Source organism: Streptomyces sp. KMM 9044 (genome assembly GCF_024701375.2).
In the GTDB taxonomy this organism is placed as follows: domain Bacteria; phylum Actinomycetota; class Actinomycetes; order Streptomycetales; family Streptomycetaceae; genus Streptomyces.
In genome coordinates, this window is sequence record NZ_CP113910.1 from 3,866,134 (window position 1) to 3,885,449 (window position 19,316).

Annotated in this window: 17 protein-coding genes and 3 pseudogenes; 12 read left to right on the top strand and 8 right to left on the bottom strand. The window is 72.6% G+C overall.

The window, feature by feature from the left end:
• Positions 1-78: 78 nt before the first annotated feature.
• The gene (locus tag HUV60_RS17440) at positions 79-519 is read right to left on the bottom strand and encodes a hypothetical protein (RefSeq protein ID WP_257850384.1); all 441 of its coding nucleotides are present in this window, start codon (positions 517-519) and stop codon (positions 79-81) included.
• A 413-nt stretch (positions 520-932) separates the two neighbouring features.
• Between HUV60_RS17440 and HUV60_RS17445 the strand changes: the two genes are divergently transcribed.
• From HUV60_RS17445 to HUV60_RS17470, 6 genes are all read left to right on the top strand, one after another.
• Positions 933-2,171, top strand: coding sequence for a PP2C family protein-serine/threonine phosphatase (locus HUV60_RS17445; RefSeq protein ID WP_443047324.1), 1,239 nt, complete (start codon positions 933-935; stop codon positions 2,169-2,171).
• Between the two features lie 70 nt (positions 2,172-2,241).
• Positions 2,242-3,399, top strand: a complete 1,158-nt coding sequence (locus tag HUV60_RS17450) for a hypothetical protein (RefSeq protein ID WP_257850383.1) — start codon at positions 2,242-2,244, stop codon at positions 3,397-3,399.
• Between the two features lie 119 nt (positions 3,400-3,518).
• Positions 3,519-3,881 (top strand): effector-associated constant component EACC1, encoded by a 363-nt coding sequence (locus HUV60_RS17455; RefSeq protein WP_257850382.1) that lies wholly within the window; start codon positions 3,519-3,521, stop codon positions 3,879-3,881.
• A gap of 4 nt (positions 3,882-3,885) precedes the next feature.
• Entirely contained in the window at positions 3,886-6,639 is a 2,754-nt protein-coding gene (locus tag HUV60_RS17460) for a vWA domain-containing protein (protein ID WP_257850381.1), read from the top strand.
• Positions 6,639-8,060 (top strand): extracellular solute-binding protein, encoded by a 1,422-nt coding sequence (locus HUV60_RS17465; protein WP_257850380.1) that lies wholly within the window; start codon positions 6,639-6,641, stop codon positions 8,058-8,060. Before HUV60_RS17460 ends, HUV60_RS17465 begins: the two co-directional genes overlap by 1 nt.
• A 559-nt stretch (positions 8,061-8,619) precedes the next feature.
• Positions 8,620-8,904, top strand: a complete 285-nt coding sequence (locus tag HUV60_RS17470; RefSeq protein WP_257850379.1) for a hypothetical protein — start codon at positions 8,620-8,622, stop codon at positions 8,902-8,904.
• A gap of 47 nt (positions 8,905-8,951) precedes the next feature.
• Here HUV60_RS17470 and HUV60_RS17475 read toward each other — a convergent pair whose 3' ends face one another.
• The gene (locus tag HUV60_RS17475; protein WP_257850378.1) at positions 8,952-9,764 is read right to left on the bottom strand and encodes a hypothetical protein; all 813 of its coding nucleotides are present in this window, start codon (positions 9,762-9,764) and stop codon (positions 8,952-8,954) included.
• Positions 9,765-9,981: 217 nt separating this feature from the next.
• On the opposite strand from HUV60_RS17475, the gene HUV60_RS17480 reads away from it, so the two are divergent.
• Positions 9,982-11,010, top strand: a complete 1,029-nt coding sequence (locus HUV60_RS17480; protein WP_257850377.1) for a nucleoside hydrolase — start codon at positions 9,982-9,984, stop codon at positions 11,008-11,010.
• 105 nt (positions 11,011-11,115) lie between these two features.
• On the opposite strand, the gene HUV60_RS17485 is transcribed toward HUV60_RS17480, so the two are convergent.
• Positions 11,116-11,487: a DUF6479 family protein gene (locus tag HUV60_RS17485; protein WP_257850376.1), complete on the bottom strand. Its 372-nt coding sequence runs from the start codon at positions 11,485-11,487 to the stop codon at positions 11,116-11,118.
• Between the two features lie 419 nt (positions 11,488-11,906).
• Between HUV60_RS17485 and HUV60_RS17490 the strand changes: the two genes are divergently transcribed.
• Positions 11,907-12,287, top strand: coding sequence for a MerR family transcriptional regulator (locus HUV60_RS17490; RefSeq protein WP_257850375.1), 381 nt, complete (start codon positions 11,907-11,909; stop codon positions 12,285-12,287).
• Between the two features lie 242 nt (positions 12,288-12,529).
• Complete coding sequence (locus tag HUV60_RS17495) at positions 12,530-12,733, top strand: cold-shock protein (protein WP_004985680.1); 204 nt, start codon at positions 12,530-12,532, stop codon at positions 12,731-12,733.
• 88 nt (positions 12,734-12,821) lie between these two features.
• On the opposite strand, the gene HUV60_RS17500 is transcribed toward HUV60_RS17495, so the two are convergent.
• From HUV60_RS17500 to HUV60_RS33940, 3 genes and pseudogenes are all read right to left on the bottom strand, one after another.
• Positions 12,822-13,151 carry an antibiotic biosynthesis monooxygenase family protein gene (locus tag HUV60_RS17500; protein ID WP_257850374.1) on the bottom strand — a complete coding sequence of 110 codons (330 nt, stop codon included), beginning with the start codon at positions 13,149-13,151 and terminating at the stop codon, positions 12,822-12,824.
• Between the two features lie 245 nt (positions 13,152-13,396).
• Entirely contained in the window at positions 13,397-14,095 is a 699-nt protein-coding gene (locus HUV60_RS17505) for a hypothetical protein (protein WP_257850372.1), read from the bottom strand.
• Positions 14,096-14,198: 103 nt separating this feature from the next.
• Positions 14,199-14,405, bottom strand: a pseudogene (locus tag HUV60_RS33940) (SCO2400 family protein); the annotation flags it as partial.
• An 869-nt stretch (positions 14,406-15,274) separates the two neighbouring features.
• On the opposite strand from HUV60_RS33940, the pseudogene HUV60_RS33945 reads away from it, so the two are divergent.
• Positions 15,275-15,577 (top strand): annotated as a pseudogene (locus tag HUV60_RS33945) (ABC transporter substrate-binding protein); the annotation flags it as partial.
• A gap of 27 nt (positions 15,578-15,604) precedes the next feature.
• On the opposite strand, the gene HUV60_RS17515 reads toward HUV60_RS33945, so the two are convergent.
• Positions 15,605-15,973, bottom strand: a complete 369-nt coding sequence (locus tag HUV60_RS17515) for a hypothetical protein (protein ID WP_257850371.1) — start codon at positions 15,971-15,973, stop codon at positions 15,605-15,607.
• A gap of 171 nt (positions 15,974-16,144) precedes the next feature.
• A pseudogene (locus HUV60_RS17520) lies at positions 16,145-16,687 on the bottom strand (lipase family protein); the annotation flags it as partial.
• A gap of 585 nt (positions 16,688-17,272) precedes the next feature.
• Between HUV60_RS17520 and HUV60_RS17525 the strand changes: the two are divergent.
• Both HUV60_RS17525 and HUV60_RS17530 read left to right on the top strand, forming a co-directional pair.
• Positions 17,273-17,551 carry a hypothetical protein gene (locus tag HUV60_RS17525; protein ID WP_257850370.1) on the top strand — a complete coding sequence of 93 codons (279 nt, stop codon included), beginning with the start codon at positions 17,273-17,275 and terminating at the stop codon, positions 17,549-17,551.
• A 354-nt stretch (positions 17,552-17,905) separates the two neighbouring features.
• Positions 17,906-19,141, top strand: a complete 1,236-nt coding sequence (locus HUV60_RS17530) for a hypothetical protein (protein ID WP_257850369.1) — start codon at positions 17,906-17,908, stop codon at positions 19,139-19,141.
• The last annotated feature ends 175 nt before the right edge of the window (positions 19,142-19,316 follow it).

Sequence of the window (19,316 nt, forward strand, 5' to 3'; positions counted from 1 at the left end):
GAGCCCTGAAAGCACGGCACGTGATCGCTCGCCGAATTGAGCAGAAGAGTCGCCCGTCGGGCCAAAGGGGCGGTCGCGTCATTCGATGGGGCGCCCCTGCGCGTCCTCGTGCGTGTAGTACCGGTAGAACAGGAAGGCGAAGACGCCCGCCGCAACGGCCAGGCCCAGCGCCGCCGACCGCAGCACGCTCGTATCGGCCTGGTTGACCAGGAAGCCGACCGCTGCGCCGCAGAACGCGCCCCACAGCACGGCGTGCTCCTCGCGCCGCAGCCTCGGCGCGACGCTCAGCAGGGCCATGCACAGGACGGCGAACGCCAGCGCGGTGAGGAGGCCGAACAGAATGTTCCAGCCGGTGAGGGGACCGCCCTCGCGCCGGTTGGCCGCCGCCCAGTAGCCGTAGACGAGCCCGATGGCGACGGGCACCGCCAGCTTGGCCCGGGCATGGGCCCGCTCGCCGAAGACGCGGATGCCGCCCGGCCGCCTGGATGCGATCCGGGGTCTGGGTGCCGCATGAGCCATGAGTAACTCCTCTCTCCTCGCCCCCGCCTCCAGCGCACACCTGCGCGGGTCGCCCGGCAACTCGGCCGCTCGGACGTACGTTGGATTTCTCCCCGCGTCCCCGCGTCCCCGCGTCCCCGCGTCCCCGCGTCCCCGCGTCCCCGCGTCCCCGCGTCCCCGCGTCCCCGCGTCCCCGCGTCCCCGCGTCCCCGCGTCCCCGCGTCCCCGCGTCCCCGCGTCCCCGCGTCCCCGCGTCCCCGCGTCCCCGCGTCCCCGCGTCCCCGCGTCCCGTCTCGCCATGCCTTGTCCCGTATCGCCGCGACTTGTCACGTCTCGTCCCCCCATCCCGCCTCGTCCCACTTCCTTTCCCCGGCCCGCCCCGCATGCCGTACCGAACGGATGCGGGCCGTGCGCCCGCGTGTTTCGCTGGGGCGGTGCGCCAGGGCAGCAGCGGACTCGGCCCGCTCGACCGGCGGTACCCCCGGGCCGGCCGCCGCGACGTCATGCACCGGCACGAGATGCTGCATGTGCGCGGGCGCAGTGTCGCGTGGGTTCCGCCGTTTCTGCTGCTGGTCGCCATCGCCGTGGTCGACTACCACACCACCGGCGAGTTCCGGATCGTCTCCTGGATCGTGCTGGTCCCGGGCATCGCGGCCGCGATCTGCGGGGTGTGGGGCACGGCCGTGTTCGGGGTGCTCTCGATCATCACGTTCACGATCGCGGACAACGCCTGGCCGCGCCAGTTCCAGACAGGGCTGCCCGACTTCATCCTCGTCGCCGTCGGCGGGGTCCTGGCGACGCTGGCGTGCGCGGTCCGGGTGCGCGGCGAACGGCGCGCGCTGCACATGCGGGACGTCGCCGACACGGTCCGCCGGACGGTGCTGCGCCCCCTGCCGACGTCCTGGGGCGGTCTGGAGCACGCCGGCGTGTACCTGGCCGCGGACGCCGGTGCCCGGGTCGGCGGCGACTTCTACGACATCCAGCCGGGCCCGAACGGCACCCGGGTCCTGGTCGGGGACGTGCAGGGCAAAGGGCTGGGCGCGGTGGAGACGGCGGCGGCGCTGCTCGGCACGTTCCGTGAGGCGGGCTACCACGAGCCGGAACTGGCGGACGTGGCCGCCCGCCTGGAGGAGCGGATGCTGCGGCACCGGAACTACACTGCGGCCCTCGACCGGGCCGAGGGCGACCGTTTCGCCACCGCCGTGCTGCTGGGCTTCCCGTCGGACCGGCCGGGCGCGGCGGGTTGTGGTCCAGCGGGTTTCGGGACGGTGGAGGCCGTGGTCTTCGGTCATGAACCGCCGCTGGTCGTCGGCCCCGGTGGCGTACGGCCGCTGCCGGTGACCGGCGGACTCCCACTGGGCCTGCGCGAGCTGGATCCCGCACCGGTGCGCGTGTACCGGCTGCCGCTGGCCGCCGACGAGACGCTGCTGGTGGTCACCGACGGAGTGACCGAGGCGCGCGACGCCGACGGGACGTTCTACCCGCTCGCCGAGGACGTGGCGCGGGCGGTCGCGCGGGACGCGCGCGCCGCCGAACCGGCCCGGCTGGCGGTCGTCGTACGGGACGGGACGCTCCGGCACAGCGGAGGTCACCTGGACGACGACACCACGGCCTTCGCCGTGCGCCGGACCGGCAGGCCGGGGGCGAACGCCGCGAAGGGGGACGTTCACTGATCCGAGGCCCCCTGGGGGAGCCATAGCGGTTACGGTGCTGTTCTGGGTCGTGATCGACAGGGGAGGCAACATGCCCGGGACCGCACCCGGAAGCAAGTCCGGGGCCACACCCGGCACCGTACTGCTGGTGGCTGCCTCGCCGTTGGGGAGAGGCCGGCTGGTGGACGCGGCGTCCGTGCTCCCCGTCCTGGCCGCCGTACCGCCCGCCGTCCTGTCCGGCACGGACACCGCGAACGTCGTCGAGCTCGCCGACCCGCTGGAGCCGCAGGCGGTCCTGACCCGGCTGCGCGCCGCCGCGACCGTCCCCGGGCCGCTGATCCTGTACGTCGCGGGGCAGCTGCTGCTCGACCGCCGCCAGAGCCTGCCGCATCTGGCGCTGGCCCGCACCACCACGTCGACCGTGCGCTACACGGCGTTCCCGTGGCACTGGTTCCGGGACGAGCTGCGACTGCGCCCCCCGGGCGTCACGACGCTGTTCCTCGACCTGCACGCGGACCAGGAGACCTGGCAGGCGCTGGGCACCTCGCAGCCGCCGGGTACACCGGGGGCGGTTCCGGTCTCATCGCCGGCCGCGCTCGACGCGGGCCGTGACACCGCCGTCTACGGCCGCATCGCGCCGCCGCCCTCCCGCTCCCCCCGTCGTACGGTCGCGGAACCGGCGTACATGAAGGCGGTCGCGACGCTGCTGCGCAGCGGAGTGCGCCCGTCGGACGAGGAGTTGCACCAGCAGGCGCTGGTCCGGGTCGCCGCCGAGGGCGCGCACCCCGGACTCGTCCTGGCACGGCGTGGACCCGGACCCGTGCCGGGGGGCCCGCACACGGTCATCACGGAGGCCGTGCGGGCCGGCCGCCACGCCGACGCCCACGCGCTCGCCGCGCGGCACGAGCAGAACGCCGCCCTCACCCACGGGCCCGCCTCCGAGGAGGCGCTGCACTGGGCCGAGGTCCGCGCGGATCTGGCGATGCTGGCCGGGGACGCGGCGCTCAGCTGCCACGTCTGGCTGGCCGTGGCCGCCGCACGCCTCAACACCGGTCAGGCGGTGGACGCTTCCGCCGTCGAGACGGCCGTGGACCGGGCGCACCACCAGTGGGGCCGGATCGCCGACCCGGTACGGGCCCGTGAACTCGGCCTGCTGCTCGCGGAGCTGCGCAGCCACGTGCCCGGACGGCGGGAAGGCGCCCTGGACCATGTGCGGCGGCAGCTGAGCCAGTTGCAGACGCAGAACTGAACCGGCACCCGACCGGACCTGCCCCAGCCCCTGCCCCTGCCCTTCCGCTTCCGTCCGGGAGGACACAACCGTTGCCGACCCCTCCCCGTGAGGCAACAGCGGTGTCATGATGGTGAGTTATGGCTGAGGGGGATGGTGTGGCCAACCAGGGCATTCGAATCCGGCTGGACAGTACCGCGAGCGCGAGCGACATCGGTGCGCTGCGCAAGTGGCTGGAGCGGGAGAAACCACTCGACGAACGGGTGCGCGCGGGCGATCTGCAGATCCAGGAGCGGCCGAGGACGGACGAGTCCGGCGCCCCGATGGGTCTCGGGATGGACATCGTCGTCCTGATCGTCGGCGCGGGGGCGGGCGCGATCGCCACGGAGCTGCTCGAGCAGGTCAAGAGGGCCGTGTCGGCCTGGCGGGCCAACCGGCACGACGTCGAGGCCGGCGAACCGCCCCAGGGCAGAGTCGAGCCGGTGAACCTCGACGACAGGTAGGCCGGTGATCCGTCTCGACCCGCGGGGTCTGTCCAACAGGGCGCTGTTGGTCGGCGTGTCCGAGTACGACCTGACGGAGCCGCCGCACGGTGTGCCCGGCGACCTCCCGGCGGTCAAGCACAACGTGAACCGCCTGCGTGAAGTGCTGACGCGTGGAGGGGTGTTCGGCGAGCACGAGATCACGGTCGCCCGTTCACCGTCCCTGGAACACTTCGAGCGGGCGCTGCTCTCGGCCACCGCGGAGGCGGAGGGGGCACTGCTGCTCTACTTCGCCGGGCACGGCGCCATCCCCAGCGCGGGCGACGAGTTGTTCCTGCAGATGCGCAACGCGAGCGTGGTCGCCGGCGGGCACGCGGTGTTCCCGGGCGCGGAGCCCTTCACCACCGTGCTGACGATGCTGGCGACCAGCCCGGCCCGGCGGATCGTGGTGATCCTGGACTGCTGCTTCGCGGGCAACGCCGCCTGGATCCGGGAGACCCTGAGCGACAAGCACCGCCTGCTGCTGATGATGAGCGTCCAGGCCAACCACCGTATCGACGCGGGCGATCCGCGGACACCGACGCCGTACACCGCCGAACTCGTCCGGCTGCTCGACGAGGAGGGCGGGACGGGTTTCCTGGACCTCTCCGAGCGGATGCGGGAACGGATGGCCGCCCGCGGCCTCAGCACCGTGCGCGGCGACGCGTGGGAGCCGCAGTGGCGCGCGGAACCCGGCGAGGACGTCCTGCTGGCGGCGAGGCCGCGTGCGCCGGAGCGGAAGACGCCGAGGAGCTCGGCGGAGCACCTCGCGAAGAGCTTCCCCGGGAAACTCCCGGAAGCGTCCCCGGACCCGCACCCGCACCCGGGAAGAACCGGCGCGGACCCGGATACGCCTGTCCCCGTCCCCTCCCCCGTACCCATGGCCGACGCCGCCGGCCCACCACGGGCCCCGCTCACGGTCCGGCTCCTCGACCGCCTCCGCAGCCTCCCGGGGAGGGACCGGACGGACCGACGGGCGGGCGGAACGGGCAGGACCGGCTGGTGGGGCCGCTGGGGCCGCTGGGGCACCCCCTGGACCGTCCTCCTGCTCGCTCTCCTCTCCCTCGGCCTCCTCACCGCCGGCACCTACGGCGTCATCGGGCTCGTCGGGCACCTCCGGGGCGGTGACGCTGCCACCGGTTGCGCTCCGCCGCTGGAACTGCGCGTCCTGACCGATCCGGACCTGGAGCCGACGATCCGCGCCGCCGCCGACGCCCATCTGACCTCGGCGGCGAACACCCTGGACGACGGTTGCCGCCGCACCGGCATCACCGTCTACAGCGCCGGTTCCTCCGACGTGGTCACCGCGCTGCGCAAGCAGAGCGACGCCTGGCAGGAGCCGCACGACGTGGACACCGCCCGCTTCAACCCGCAGCGGGACATCGGGCCGCAGCCGGACATCTGGATCCCCGCCTCCCGTGCCGACGTCGCCCGGGTCGTGGAGGGCCAGGACACCGACGCGGTGGCCGTGCCGGAGGCCGCCGACGAGCCGCTCGCCTACTCCCCGGTCGTGCTGGCCGTCCCGCAGGCCATCGCGGCCGAGGACCTGGAGGGCCGCACCGGTCTGTCTCTGACTCGCATGATCGAACTGTTGGTCGAGCGTGACGAGAAGGCCGTGGTACGGCGCCCCGACCCGGAGTTCACCGACGCCGGACTGCTCGCCACGATCGGTCTGTACGGCTCAGACGTACCCGTCGGCACCGCCGAACGCCTGGTCTCCCAGCCGGGCCCGCCCTCTCCCACCGCCGCCGAGCTGCTGTGCACCCTGCCCGACGACGAGGAGGTGGACGACCACACGGCCGCCCTGGTCCCCGAGTTCCTGATGCGCAGCGGTGTCGGCTGCGACAGCACCACGCGCACCCCCCGCATGGCCCAGTACCCCATGGACGTCCCCGGTGTGACGCCGGTGTTCGTACGGGTCCGCTGGCAGGGCGCGGACCGGGACGAGGAGGCCCGTGACGCGTCGGTCGCCGCCTTCCAGAACTGGCTGAGCGGCGAGCAGGGCGAAGCGGTGTTCGCCAGGGAGGGCTTCCGCCGTCCGTACAAGTGGGAGCTGATGGACCAGGACACCGAGGTCGACGGCGTTCTGGCCGCGCCCTCCGTGCTCGAACGGGGCGCCAGCCGGGACGCGATGGAGGCGGCCCTGCAGAAGTACAAGGAGGCGGGTGGCCCGGGGCGGGTGCTCTATCTGCTGGACAGCTCCGGTTCGATGACGGACCTCTGGGAGGGGCCGAGCGGCGGCCCCGGACTGCTGAAGCAGTCACTGGGAGGCCTCGGCGGACAGGACGAGTACGGCGTGTGGGCGGTGGCGGACACCGGTGACCGGCCGTACGAGACGCTGCTGAGGCTCGGCCCGCACCGGCGGGCCGACGCCGAGCGCACCCTCGACGCCCGCGCCCGGGTCCGGGACGCCGAGGCCGACCCGCGCGACGCCCTGGACGACGCGTTCGACACGCTGGAACCGTCCGGGACGGACAGCAGGCCGCGGATGATCGTGTACCTCACCGACGGTGAGGACAGCGACCAGCTCTCCCGGGACCGTCTGGACGACATCCTCTCCGGAGCGCGGACGTCCGACGTACCGGTGACCGTGGTGTCCCTGACGAACGGCGGCTGCGACCCGGACCGGCCGGACCGCAGGATCGCCGACGCGAGCGGCGGGCGCTGCCTGGACAGCGGCGACGATCCCGGCACGGCCCTGCGCGACGAGGTCGCCCGCACCGGAACGGGGGAGGAATGATGACCAGGCCCCGCACGCCCACCGCCGGGCCGGCGGTCCTGCTGCTCGCCCTGCTGCTGGTCGTCTGCGCCGCCTGTACCGGTGGAGGCACCCGCGGCACGGACGACGGCGGACCCGGCGGCACCGCCGCCGGGTCCGCCGCCCCGGGCGACGTGACCGGCCACATCGTGGTCGCCAGCGGCCGGGACGTCACCGGCAAGAACGGCATACGCCAGCAGCTCATCGACGCCTGGAACCTCCGTGAGCAGCGAGGGAACTCCGGCTTCCGGGCCCGCCTGGTCGAGCTTCCCGGCAGCGCCGACGAACAGCGCAGCCAGCTGCTCGGCGCCCTGCAGTCCCGCAGCGCCGCCTACGACGTGGTCAACCTAGACGTGACCTGGGTGCCGGAGTTCGCCACCGCGGACCTGATCGAACCGCTGCCCCGGAACCTGGTCGACGCCGACATCATCCCCTCCGTGGCCGGCACGGCCTGGTGGGACGGGGAGGTGTACGCGGTGCCGTTCAACAGTGACGTCGGCCTGCTGTACTACCGGCGCGACTACCTGAAGCGGGCCGGGGTCGAGCGCCTCGACCTCGGCAGCGACCTCAAATGGAACGAGCTGCGGGGTCTCGTCGAGGCCCTGGACGCCGAGTCGGTCCCGGACGCCTACGAGAAGGGCTGGACCACTCAGCTCGCCGCCTACGAGGGCCGTACGGTCAACGCGGTGGAGGCGTTCGCGTCCGCGGTGCCGGGCCTCGAGCTGGTCGACGAGAAGGGCCGCTACACCGGCGACGTCGACGAGCTGACCGACGGGATCGCGGAGCTGCGGCGCCGCACCGAGACGGCGTACACCCTCCAGGACGCCCATTCTTCCGACGAGGACGCGTCCCTGAGCGACTTCGCCGAGGGCCGCACCGCGTTCCTGCGCCACTGGCCGTCGGAGTACCGCACGCTGTACCGGACCTTCTCCGAGGGCCGGCTCGGCGTCGCCCCGCTGCCCGGCCGGGCGGTGCTCGGCGGGCAGAACCTCGCGGTCACCGGTGTGTCGCAGCGCAAGAGCAAGGCGGCCGAGCTGATCCGGTTCCTCACCGGGAAGGAGAGCGAGCGCTGCCTGCTGGAGGCGGGCTTCGCGGCGACCCGCGCCTCGGCCTATGAGGGCGGCGAGCGGTGCACCGTCGTCGGTCCCGGGCCCTCGGTGTCCCCCACGGGCGAGGGGGCCGACCCGGTCCCGCGGGACGCGGGCGGCCGTCCTGCCTACGCCCGCGACATCCTCCTGCCCGCCCTGCGGAAGGCGGTCCACCGGCCGAGGACCCCGTTGTACGGCGCGTTCACCCAGACGTTCATCACGCGGCTCGGCCCGCTGCACGGCGACGGCGCGCCGTCGGACGAGGTCCTGGCCGAGCAACTGGACAAAGCCCTGCGCAAGGCGCTCCCGCGCTAGGTCCGTCCTCCGCGGGTCACTCCTTTGCACAGCCTCCGGGCTTGATCACGGTCCTGAAGCGATCGTGCTTCGGCGGGTTCTGCAACGCAGACCGCTGCGCTGATCGGTGGCCGACCAGCTGTGATCAGTTGATCTCCCCGAACGGGTGACCTGCGGAGGATGGGGCTAGGCCCTGTCCCCTCCCTCCCGTCGCGAGGCGGGAGGGAGAGCGACAGCGACAGGGCCTGGGCGACAGGGCCTGGCGGACGGCGGATTCCACCGGACCTGTGGTGCGGTGGTCCGGCTCCTGGGGGTGAGTGGCCCCGGCCGGACCTGCGTTGGCTGCCAGGACCAGTGCGGTGACCGCGGCGACAGCCGCGACGAGGCCTCTCACGTAACGCACGGTGGTGCGGATGCGTTCCGGCACAGCAACCTCGCAACAGCGACGGGTACGGGTTGGGCGGGATGAATCCGCGGATGAACCTAGGGGCTGCCGGACTCGAACGGCAAGGGGCACAAAAAAGGAGAGCGGGCCGGATCCGAAGGCGAGGATGGGCGAGCCCCGCCGGATTCCCTACGCGTGCCGACCACGGACATGGCCGTGCCCTTCCTCGTCTCCCTCGTGATCCTCGGAATTCTGACCGTCCAGAACGACGTCTCCCGGGCCGAGCGCGCCATCGCGCGCCTTGAAACCAAACTCGACCTGTTGGTGGAGCACTTGGACCTGCGCGAGGAGATCCCGGGCGAGCACGGGATCGTCGCGCTCGCGCGGGAGGTCAAGACGGTCCAGGCGGTCAAGGCCTACCGCGAGGCGACCGGAACCGGCCTGCTCGAGGCCAAGCGGGCCGTGGACCGCATGACGTGACGGCCGGCCGCGTGCCGGCGGGCCCATGACGACGGGACCCGTGGAGGTCAGACCCGCACCCTGCCCTGCTTCTGGATCTCCGTCAGCCGGTCGGTGCCGAACTCCACTACCACCTGGGTGACTTCGGACGCGACGTCGCCGAAGCCGCCGTTGGTGAGGGTGATGGTCTCCTCGCCGACCCGGACCACCGCCAGGTCCATGGTGAGACGCGTCAGTTGGCGGTCGGGTGTCTCACCGGTCATGGTGATCCGCAGCGCCTGCCGGGCGTCCCCGGTATCCGGCAGCGCCAGCGCGTCGACCTCGACCTTCTGGACACCGTCCTTCTTGGCCGTGGCGGTGAACTCCCCGCACTTCTCGGGCAGTCCGTCCAGCCACCGCAGCGCGCGGTCCACCTCGGCGGGCCGGTACGCGGCCACCTGGTACCGCAGTTGGGCGCCGCTGTAGGCGTCGTCCAGAGCGACCACGGCCCGCGGTCCGGCCGACGTGCCGAACAGCTCCTCGGTGTAGAGGACGTCGAGCAGACGCCGGCAGTCGGCGTCCTTCGTGCTCGACTTGAGCAGCGAGTCCCGCCAGGTCGCCACGCCCCGCGTCGGCACCCAGGGCTGCCCCAGGTCCGTCTCCGTGATCAGCGCGGCCTGCAGCTGCTCCTCGCTCAGCCCGGGGTCGGGCGCCGCCGACGAGGACGGTTCGGCGGCCGGTGAGGCGGAGGGCGGGGCGGGAACGGTGACCGAGGCGGACGCCGGATCCGCAGGGCCGGCCGTGTCGTCACCGAGGACGGAACAGGCTGCCGTGGTCAGCAGCGCGGACACCGACAGCACCGAGGCGAGAAGGGCGCGGGCGGCGGCCGGGGCGTGCGTCATCGGGGTGCCTCCTGGTGGAGCCGGACTGGGAATGTGGCTGCGGCTGGCCGTGCAACTGGCCGCCCGGGACCGTTCCGGATCCGGAACGGTCCCGGGCGGAGACACGTGCTCATACGACAACACCGCGCCGCCCGCCCCACCAGCGCGGCGGTCCGTCCGGGTGAGGACGACCGGGGAAGATGTCCTCGTCCCCGCCCGCCCCCAAGGAGTCCTCGCCGTGCCGAACGGTCTGCCCATTCCGGTGATCATCGACTGCGACACGGGTGTCGACGACGCCCTCGCCCTGCTGTTTGCCGTCCGCCACCCCGGGATCGACCTGCGCGCGGTGACCTGCGTGGCCGGCAACACGGACGTGGACGGCGTCGTACGCAACACCCTCACCGTGCTGGAGACGGCGGGGGCACCCGCCGTGCCCGTTGCGCGGGGCGCCGAGCGCCCGCTGCTCGAAACCTCTCGCTCCGCGGCCCACGTCCACGGCCGCGACGGAATGGGCGACCTGGGTCTGCCCGCCCCGCGGCGCACCCCGGCCGACGTGGACGCGGTGACCCTGCTGCGCCACGAGATCCTCGCCTCCCCGCGCCCGGTCACCCTGGTGCCCATCGCTCCGCCGACCAACATCGCCCTGCTGCTGCGGACACACCCCGAGGTCACCCGCAACATCGAGCGGATCGTGTTCATGGGCGGCGCGGCTGGTGCCGGCAACGCCACCCCGGTCGCCGAGTTCAACGTCTGGCACGACCCTGAGGCCGCCGCGATCCTGCTCACCGCCGGGGTGCCGATCACGATGTACGGCCTGGACGTGTTCAACCGGGTCGTCGTTTCGGCGGCCGAGGTGCACAGGCTGCGCGCGAGCCCCGAACCGGGCTCCCGCCTGGCCGGTGACCTGCTCGCCCACCACCCCGCGGCCCCGGGCACCACCGACGGCGGCACCGCCGTCCACGCCACCGCCGTCCACGCCGACGGCCCCGACGAGACGGCGGGCGGGCTCGGCGACGCGGGCGCGCTGTGCGCGGTCGTCGACCCGGAGGGCCTGGCCACCCACCGGCTCCCCGTCGAGGTCTCCCTGGCCCCCGGCCCGGCCCGCGGCCAGACGGTGGTCGACCGCCGCTCCCGCGTCGGCGAGTCCGAACTCCGCGCGGGCACGCGCGAGCAGGCCCTCGTGGACGTGGGGCTGGACGTGGACGTCCCGCGCTACGTGAAGCTCTACCTGGAGACCGTCGAGGCGGGCAGCCGCGGAACCCGCTGAAGCCGCCGGACCCCCGCCGCCGGGAGCATCGGGGCAGGACGGGGTCCGTCCGCTGTTCTCCCGCACCCGCCCTCCGGAGCGACGTCATCGAGCGACGCGCGCCGGTCACACGTGTCCCGGGCCTCCACTGCCGAACGCCCCGCTCGATCCGGGCAGCCAGCGCTTCCGTCGCTGGTCCTTCCCCGTTCTGGTGGAGGAGTGATGGAGCTGGTAGGGCATGAGCCGTTCGCCGTTTCTCGGTGCCATCGGCATCTCGTCCGGCTCCCGCATCTCCCGCATCTCGTGGACCGCGCCGCTCTCCGGCAGGCACGGCTGTTCCTCGGGGCGGGGGCGGAGTTCCTCCTGGTCCATGACCTTCATCCCGACGCGTACGGCCCAGATCAACGCGCCGGCCACGACCAGCCCACCGACGAAGGCCGCGAGCAGATTCAGTACGTGCTGACCTGCAGCCAGCAGTTCATACGTTGCCGTACTCATGTTCTGATTATGGCCGATGAAATGAGATAAAGCGCATGAAATGTCCAGTTACTTCGTGTGGTCCTCCCGTTCGGCCGCCCCGGTGGGCGCGGCTTTCCGCGCCGTGACAGATTGCGGCCGGAGGGAAGGCCGGGACGGGCCGTTGCGTCCCCGCGTGTGCAGTTCGGCGCCCGTGCCGCCGGTCCCGTGCCGCCGGTCCCGTGCCGGTGCTCACCCGATCTCGTGCCCCGGCGTCACGCGGCCCCCGTGCCGCCCGTCGCGGCCCCCGCGTCACCCGCCCTGCCGCCCCCCGGCACCGCCCGTCTCCGTTACGTCGTTCGATGGGGAGACCTGTTCGGGCCGCGGTAGTTTTTCCGCCGAGGCCATTAGAATTCCTGTGTGGGGAGCCCGTCCCCGTGGTGGTCCGCAGGAAGGTGCGCATGCTCTCGGAGAGTCAGCCGTATGCCGGTACCCGGCAGCCGGTGGATGACCGGCTCCCCGTCGCCGACCGGCTCGACGACGATCATTTCCCGGCCTACACCATGGGCAGGGCCGCCGAACTGGTCGGAGCGACGCCCGCCTTCCTCCGTGCCCTGGGCGGGACGGGGCTGATCGCCCCGATGCGTTCGGATGGCGGTCACCGCCGTTACTCGCGCCATCAGCTGAAGCTCGCCGCCAGGGCGCGCGAACTCGTCGACCAGGGGACCCCGGTCGAGGCCGCGTGCCGCATCATCGGCCTGGAGGAGCGGCTGGAGCGGATCGAGCGGGACTACGAGGAACTGCGCCGACGGAGCGAGCATGCCGTGCGCCGGCACCAGTGAAAATCTGTCGTCGCCGGAACAGGAATATGGCTTCCGTCGTGGAAATCTCTTTCTTCAAACGCGTTGACCATGCTTTTCCTCAGTGATTTTCCTCGCTTGCCGTGGATATGTTCCGTGCTAGGCTGACGTCAGTTGCAGTTGTGGTTGCCAGTTTGCTACCGGATTCTCCGGGCAGGTGATCATCGCGACGATGAGGGAATTCGTAAAGTGCGTTTTCCCAGCACTGTCTCAGGAGATTTGATATGGCCACCGGTACCGTGAAGTGGTTCAACTCGGAAAAGGGCTTCGGCTTCATCGAGCAGGACGGCGGCGGCGCCGACGTCTTCGCTCACTACTCGAACATTGCCACCTCGGGCTTCCGTGAGCTCCAGGAAGGCCAGAAGGTGACCTTCGACGTCACGCAGGGCCAGAAGGGCCCGCAGGCCGAGAACATCGTTCCCGCCTGACCCGTAGTACGCGAGTACGCAGGGATTGAAGCAGGGGCCCCGCACATCGGTGCGGGGCCCCTGCTCCGTGCTGTGCCTGTTGTCGTGGTCAGGCCTGCTTGGGGCCGGTCTGCTGGACCACCTCGAACGACCACAGCGTCGCGTCGGTGGCCGCGGGCTTCGGGCGGTCGCCCTGCGCACCGCCACCACCGCCGTGCGTGGCCTGGCCGCGGCCGGCCGTCCAGGCCTGGAAGTCCTCCTCGGTCCGCCAGCGGGTGTAGACGAGGTAGGTGTCGGTGCCTTCCACCGGACGGAGCAGCTCGAACCACTCGAATCCGTCCGAACCCTCCACCGCGCCCGCCCGTGCGGCGAACCGCTTCTCCAGCGTCTCCCGCTGCTCTTCCGGGACCGTGAGTACGTTGATCTTGACGATGCTCATGCCCCGATTGTCCCGCAGCACCGGCGTGATGCGTGGGCGGGGCGGTCGTTGCCGTCGTTCCGGACGGATGCGGTGAGCTGTGGGTGGGGCCCGTCTTTTCCTTCTTCACCCGTCCGGCCCGTCATCCGGCCTGTCCCGGACCGTTCGCTTCGGCCGACGCGTTCGCGCATGTGGGGGCGAATTCCTCCGCCCGCGCCGGCTGCGTACGAAGATCCGCCGCCCGGGTGGCCGTCAGCCGAGGCGGATCACCGGGAGGCAGAGCTCGGAGCCGGCGCCGGCGCCGGAACCGGAATCGGAACCTGAGCCGGACGAGCCCGGTGACTCCGGCGTGGGCGCCGAGGGAGCGGGGCGGCGGGTTGCGAGCCGCCCTGACTGTCCGAGCCGCCGCCGCCGCCGCCGCCGCCGCTGCTGCCGCCGTTGCCGGAGGAATCCGCAGGTGGGGTCGTCGGGCGGGCCGCCGTGGCGGAGCCGGAACCGTTGGATTCCGAGCCGTCCTGGCCGCCCGAGCCGTCGGACGAGGGTGTGGTCCGCGGCGCGGGGGCGTCGGTGGCGCCGCCCGGCCGGGCGCCCGACGCAGTGGTGGGCGCCGACGGGGTGTCGGTCGACCGCCGGTGCGTGTCGCCGTCCGGGGCAGGCTGCGCGGGCCGGTCCTCGGAGCGCTGCGTGCCCGGCGGGCCCGCAGAGGGCGCCGGGCCGTCGTCCTGGCCCGCGGGCCCGTCCGTGCCGCCCATGCCGGACACCTCGGGCGCCGTGGCGGCCTGGGCGCGGTCGCCGGAACCCCGGCCCGTCGAGGCGAGGATGAGTCCACCACCGACGAAGGCCACCGCGGTGGCGACCAGGGCACGACGCTGGGTCTTCTTCCCGCGGGCCGACTGCCTCCGCCGTGCCGCCCGTCCCGCGGACGCGGATATCGCGGACGCGGACGCGGACGCGGATCCGGACACCGGGCCAGGGGCGTCCACGCTCGGGCCCGGCCCGCCCTTCTCCTCCCCTGACTCCGGCTCCGGCCGTGCCCCCCACGGACTGCCGTACCGGCCGTCGCGCGGAAGCCCGCCATGGGTGTGGTCGAGGTCGCCGCGTCCGGGACGGTGCGAGCGCCGATGACGCGCGGCGCGATGCCGGGGGCGTGGGCGCCGCATCCGGGACGGTGCGAGCGCCGATGACGCGCGGCGCGATGCCGGGGGCGTGGGCGCCGCATCCGGGGCACACGAGGGCGCCGTTCGGATGCCGACGACACGTGGAGCAGTAGTCCATCCGCTGTCTTCCCGGGTCTTCGAACTCGATGGGGGTACCGCCGGCCGTCGGCACCTCGGCACGCGCCGACTGCCCGTCGAACGTCCTGGTCGGGCGGCGCTCCGTGGGGCGGCCGAGGCGCGTCGGCCGACGATCACCCCCACCCACTTCGAAGAGCCGTCTTCCCGGTTGGCAGGCAGGCACCCGCCGGGCCGGGGACGGCCCGTTCGCGTCGCGCGGTGGGAGCGGGTGAGGCAGGGACAGTAACGCCGACGACACACACGAGCCGCTGTGTGCAGCCCGTGTGTCACCTCTGCGCACATTCTCTGACCGCTTCGCGTGAATACCGTGAGTATGTGCGTCAGCCGGTGCGCAGGGCGGCCCCGATTGAATGTCGTGCAGTCAAAATCTTCTGAGTCAAAGGTGGTTGAGTGCTGTTCGCGGAGTCGATTTGGGCTGTCCCGACCAGAAATCGGAACCGGCGGAGGATACTCAAGAACCGGAAACGACAGGGCTGTTCCCGTGTAAGGCGCGGGTTGACGCTGCCGGGCCGTGCGGCGTTGGCTTGCCCATCACTTGGTCGCCACGCTGCACTCTCGCTTGGAAGGCACCTTGTGAACCCCTGGACCACCCGCACGCGTACCCGCAGCACTCACAGCACCACCACTCCCGCACGCCGCACGACCCGGGTGCCTCGTGGCACCACCGCTCCGACAGCCGTCCTCGCGGCCCTGTCGGTGCTCTCCCTCTCCGCGTGCGGTGCGCTCGACGCCATCGGCGCAGAGGGTGACTCCGCGTCGCCGAGTCACCGCAACGACATCACCGTGGGCCTCCTCCTCCCCGACAGGGACACGGCGCGCTTCGAGAAGTTCGACCGTCCCCTCATCCAGGAACGGATCCTCGCGGGCACGCAGTACATGACGGTGTACAAGCCGTTCCTGCTGGAGGCCGACGGCGCTGCCGAGATGGCGGTGGCCAGGGTCCAGGGGCGGGACATCCAGTTCGACTCGCTGACCGGTGAACGGGTCGACAGCCCGACGCAGAAGGACATCCCGGCGATGCCGGTGCCGGTGGTCGTCCTGACGCAGGACGACGTCGAGGACACGGTGCTCCGGGACGGCGTCTACGACGTCGAGGACATCTGTACGGCGCAGTACCGGGCGGCCTGCGAGTCGATCGGCCTCACGCCGTAGGGGCGGAAAGGGCCGTCGCCGGCCCTTTCACTGCTGGTCGGAGTACCCGATGTCGCCCACCGTCCAGGCGCTCACGTCGGCGAGCGCCACGCGGTACATGCCTCCCGTGTCCGGGATGCCGTAGCTCCCCTGGAGAATCCGGGCGACGTGGAAGTGCAGGTGGGAGGGGTGCGACGGCTCTCTGCCCCGGCCGGCCTCCGCGAACGGGACGGCGAAGTGGCCGAGCCGCGCGGAGTCGCGCAGCACCTCCGCCACGCGCTCCCGCCACAGGGCCTCGGGGGCCAGCCGTCCGGTGATGACGGCGCCGGGGATCACCACGGTCAGTGGCATCTGGCTGTCCTGGTCCGACTCGACCATCGAGGCGATGGCGACAAGCAGATCGTCAGGGTGCGACATGGTCGAACAGCGTAGCCGAGCCCCGGTCCGGCAGGGTGACGCGGGTCCGGATCACTTCGACGTGGCGGCCACCGGGCCCCGCGACGGGGGCACGCCCGGAAAGCGGCGGTTTCCGTCTCCCTACCGGGAACCGTCGCGGACCTGGGACGGTTCCCCTGCCGGGGCCGGTTGTCAGGGCTGCAGGGGCACGGTCCGGCAGTTGGACACGGTCCGCTTGCCGGACAGCCGGTCGGTCAGCCAGTCCACGGCGTCGCCCTGGCCGGTCAGCAGCGCAGCGAAGTGGTTGAGCAGCGCGCTGCCGACGTTGGGGAGGACGACGGCCTTGTACATGACGTCGGCGCCCTTGGCACACCAGTCGACGGCGAGGTCACGGGCCTGCCCGTGCGGCACGAGGTCGTCGCTGACGCCGGTGGCCAGGCGGACGGGACCGGACGGCTTCATCGTACCGATGGGCTGTTTGTCCAGGAAGGTCCGGAGCGCGGGCGTGGCGGCGACGATGTCGCCGAGGGGCTTTCCGTCCCTGGTCCACCTGGTCCACCTGGTCCACCTGGTGCTCTTGGTGAATCCGTAGCCGAGGAGGGCGTCGCCGACGCACATCGTCGAGAGGCCGGCGGGCACCGCCTTGCCGGCCGCGTTCAGGTGCGCCTCGGCGATGGGCCTCAGGGCCGGGTCGGACGGGAGGAAGCCGTTGAGCGACCAGCCCAGCGCGTCGGCCGGGGTGTAGAACGCGGGGATCGCGACACCCCGGGACACGACCTCGTCCGTCGCCACGGCGGGGTGGCCGCGACGGCTTGGGCGCCGAGGCCGGCGGCGGCGGTGACGGCGGCGGCGGTGACGGCGGTGGCCAGAAGCCTGGTGCGCGGGCGTGCGGGCAGGGCAACCCTCTGTGCGGCGGCGGTCAGGAAGCGGCCTCCGTGCCGGGGCGTCCCGTGATCGGCCCGGACAGGGAGGCGCGGTGGCGAAGCTGGGGACCTGTGGGGCTGAGCTGTGGGGTGTTGGGGCTGTGGAGTTGCGACGGCACGGCGGTCCGGCGGCGAGGTGGGGCACACGTGTCCCGCGGGCTTTCCCGCACCGCTCGGAAGTGGTTCGGGCTGAACCTACCCCTCAGCAAGTTACTCGTGGTAGCGGTGGAAAGATTACGGCCCGGTAATGTGACGGGCGGTCCGATGCCGTCCATCGCCCACAGGGCGCCGAAAAGCGCGGGCCAGGCTCGGCGCGTGGCCGAGGCGGTGGTGTCATCGCCGGTGGCACGAGGGCGGATTGCCGGGGCGCGATGGCGTGCGCCGGACGTGACGGCGCGTGGCGCAGTGGGTGCCGTTCCGCTCGTCCCGGCGGTGGGGCGCGCCGGTGCCGGCTCCGCTCGGCGCGGAGTGCGGCGCCCTGGCGTACCGCCCGTACGACGCGCTGGGCGTGCTGGTGACGCTGGGCCTGCGGGCGCCCCTGCCGCTGCGGCGGCGGCCCGGGGCGTTCGCCGCCCTGGTGGCGAGCGCGTTCACGGCGTACGAACTGCTGCGCTGCCCAAAGGCGTGGGCAGGCGTGGGTCTGTACGTCGCCCTGCACGGCGTGGGCCCACAGTGAGCGCGCCGACGGTGTGCGCCCCGCGCTCGCCCTCACCGCCGGGGCCGGACCGTACGTACCCCTTGCCCTCGGGCTGCGCCGCCGGGGGGTGCCGCAGGGGATGTCCGGCTTCGTCCTGATCCTCCTGATGCTGGTGGTGTGCCGACCGGACGGTACGGGCGGGGGGGGCGGGGGGCAGGCGGAACGGCGGCGGTTCAGCGCGGAGGCGGCGACGGCACAGCTCTTGGCGACTTCCCCGGATGTCCGCGGCCGTGCCGCAAGGGTGTTGCAAGGTGGCTGCAAGGAAAGTGCCGTCCGCGACGGGAACCCACCTGTCGACTGCTGTGCGCAGCCGACGAATCATGGGGGACCGTTGTGTCTGTCGGAACCACGAAATCAGCGCTGATCGAGCAAGGGCACTGGCTGACCGTACAGGACTGCAAACGGGTTCTGGTGGTCGTCCACACGGTCACGTTCGGTCAGCGGCTACGGGAGGTCTTCGGCCTGCTGGCGGCCGACCTCCGCATCCAGGTGGTCTTCACCGCCGCCCCGCACGCCTTCGGCGCCGGTGTTCCGCAGTACCTGCAGAGCCTCGGCATTGTCACCGTGCCCTGGGAGGAGGCCCTGCACGCCGAGTTCGACCTGGCGTTGACCGCCGGCTCGCGGGGCGTGCACGAGCTGCGGACTCCGGTCGTACGCATCTCGCACGGGGCCGGTCACATCAAGCTGCTCACCGACACCGCGTCCCTGGCCCGGGGGGAGAGGCGGTCACCGGGGATGCTGAGTCGTCAGCACCTCGTACACGACGGACGGGTGGGCCCGGCCGCGATCGTCTACGCGCACGAGCGCGACGTGGCGGAACTGACGCGTTCCTGCCCTGAAGCCCTGCCGGTCGCCCACGTGGTGGGCGACCCGTGCGTCGACCGGATCACGGTCGGCATGCCCCGGCGGGAGCAGTACCGCCGGGCGCTGGGCATCGAGGCCGGGCAGCGGCTCGTGGCCGTCGCCTCCACCTGGGGCCCCGCCTCCACCTTCGGTCGGCTCGACGCCCTGCTGCCGCAACTGCTGAGCCAACTGCCCGGAGGCGGCTACCGTGTGGCACTGCTGGTCCATCCGAACGTCTTCGCAGGTCACGGAACATGGCAGGTGCACAGCTGGCTCGCCGGCTGCCGTGCCCGCGGGATCGCGACGGTGCCTCCGGAAGCGGACTGGCAGGCGCTGCTGATCGCGGCGGACTGGATCATCGGCGATCACGGCTCGCTCACCGCATACGGCACCCTGACGGAGGCCGCCCTGCTGCTCACCGCCGGCCCGAGGAGGGAGATCGCCGCCTACTCCCCGGCGGCACGGCTGGCAGCCGTCGCACCCGTGGTGTCCCCCGCCCATCCACTGGCCGACCAGTTGGACTACGCGACGCGGCAGCACCGTCCGGGGCAGTACGACCACGTGGCCGCCCTCCTGTCCTCGGCGCCGGGCCAGTTCCACCGGCGCATGCGCTCGGTCCTCTACCGGCTGCTGGAGCTGGGCGAGCCGGCCTGCCCGCCCGCGGTCCCTCCACCGCCGCTGCCGCCGCCGCTGGAGCGGTGGGCCGCCGACACGGGGGTGGCGTAGCGGTGGAAACCGACACAAGAGAGGCTCCGCAGCCCGTGTGGGCGACCGTGCGTCTGGGAACGGCACGGGCTTGTGCCGGACCGCGTACCGACGCCCGGCTGCTTCCGGTCTCCGTTCCCGCGTCCGTCTCCTGGCGGCCGTCGGCCTCGGGACGGGTGGGGGTCCTGGTCCGTCT

Coding starts and splice junctions, on each gene's coding strand:
- HUV60_RS17440 (WP_257850384.1), bottom strand. CDS start 519: ATGGCTCATGCGGCACCCAGACCCCGGATCGCATCCAGGCGGCCGGGC.
- HUV60_RS17450 (WP_257850383.1), top strand. CDS start 2,242: ATGCCCGGGACCGCACCCGGAAGCAAGTCCGGGGCCACACCCGGCACC.
- HUV60_RS17455 (WP_257850382.1), top strand. CDS start 3,519: ATGGCTGAGGGGGATGGTGTGGCCAACCAGGGCATTCGAATCCGGCTG.
- HUV60_RS17465 (WP_257850380.1), top strand. CDS start 6,639: ATGACCAGGCCCCGCACGCCCACCGCCGGGCCGGCGGTCCTGCTGCTC.
- HUV60_RS17475 (WP_257850378.1), bottom strand. CDS start 9,764: ATGACGCACGCCCCGGCCGCCGCCCGCGCCCTTCTCGCCTCGGTGCTG.
- HUV60_RS17485 (WP_257850376.1), bottom strand. CDS start 11,487: ATGAGTACGGCAACGTATGAACTGCTGGCTGCAGGTCAGCACGTACTG.
- HUV60_RS17490 (WP_257850375.1), top strand. CDS start 11,907: ATGCTCTCGGAGAGTCAGCCGTATGCCGGTACCCGGCAGCCGGTGGAT.
- HUV60_RS17495 (WP_004985680.1), top strand. CDS start 12,530: ATGGCCACCGGTACCGTGAAGTGGTTCAACTCGGAAAAGGGCTTCGGC.
- HUV60_RS17500 (WP_257850374.1), bottom strand. CDS start 13,151: ATGAGCATCGTCAAGATCAACGTACTCACGGTCCCGGAAGAGCAGCGG.
- HUV60_RS17515 (WP_257850371.1), bottom strand. CDS start 15,973: ATGTCGCACCCTGACGATCTGCTTGTCGCCATCGCCTCGATGGTCGAG.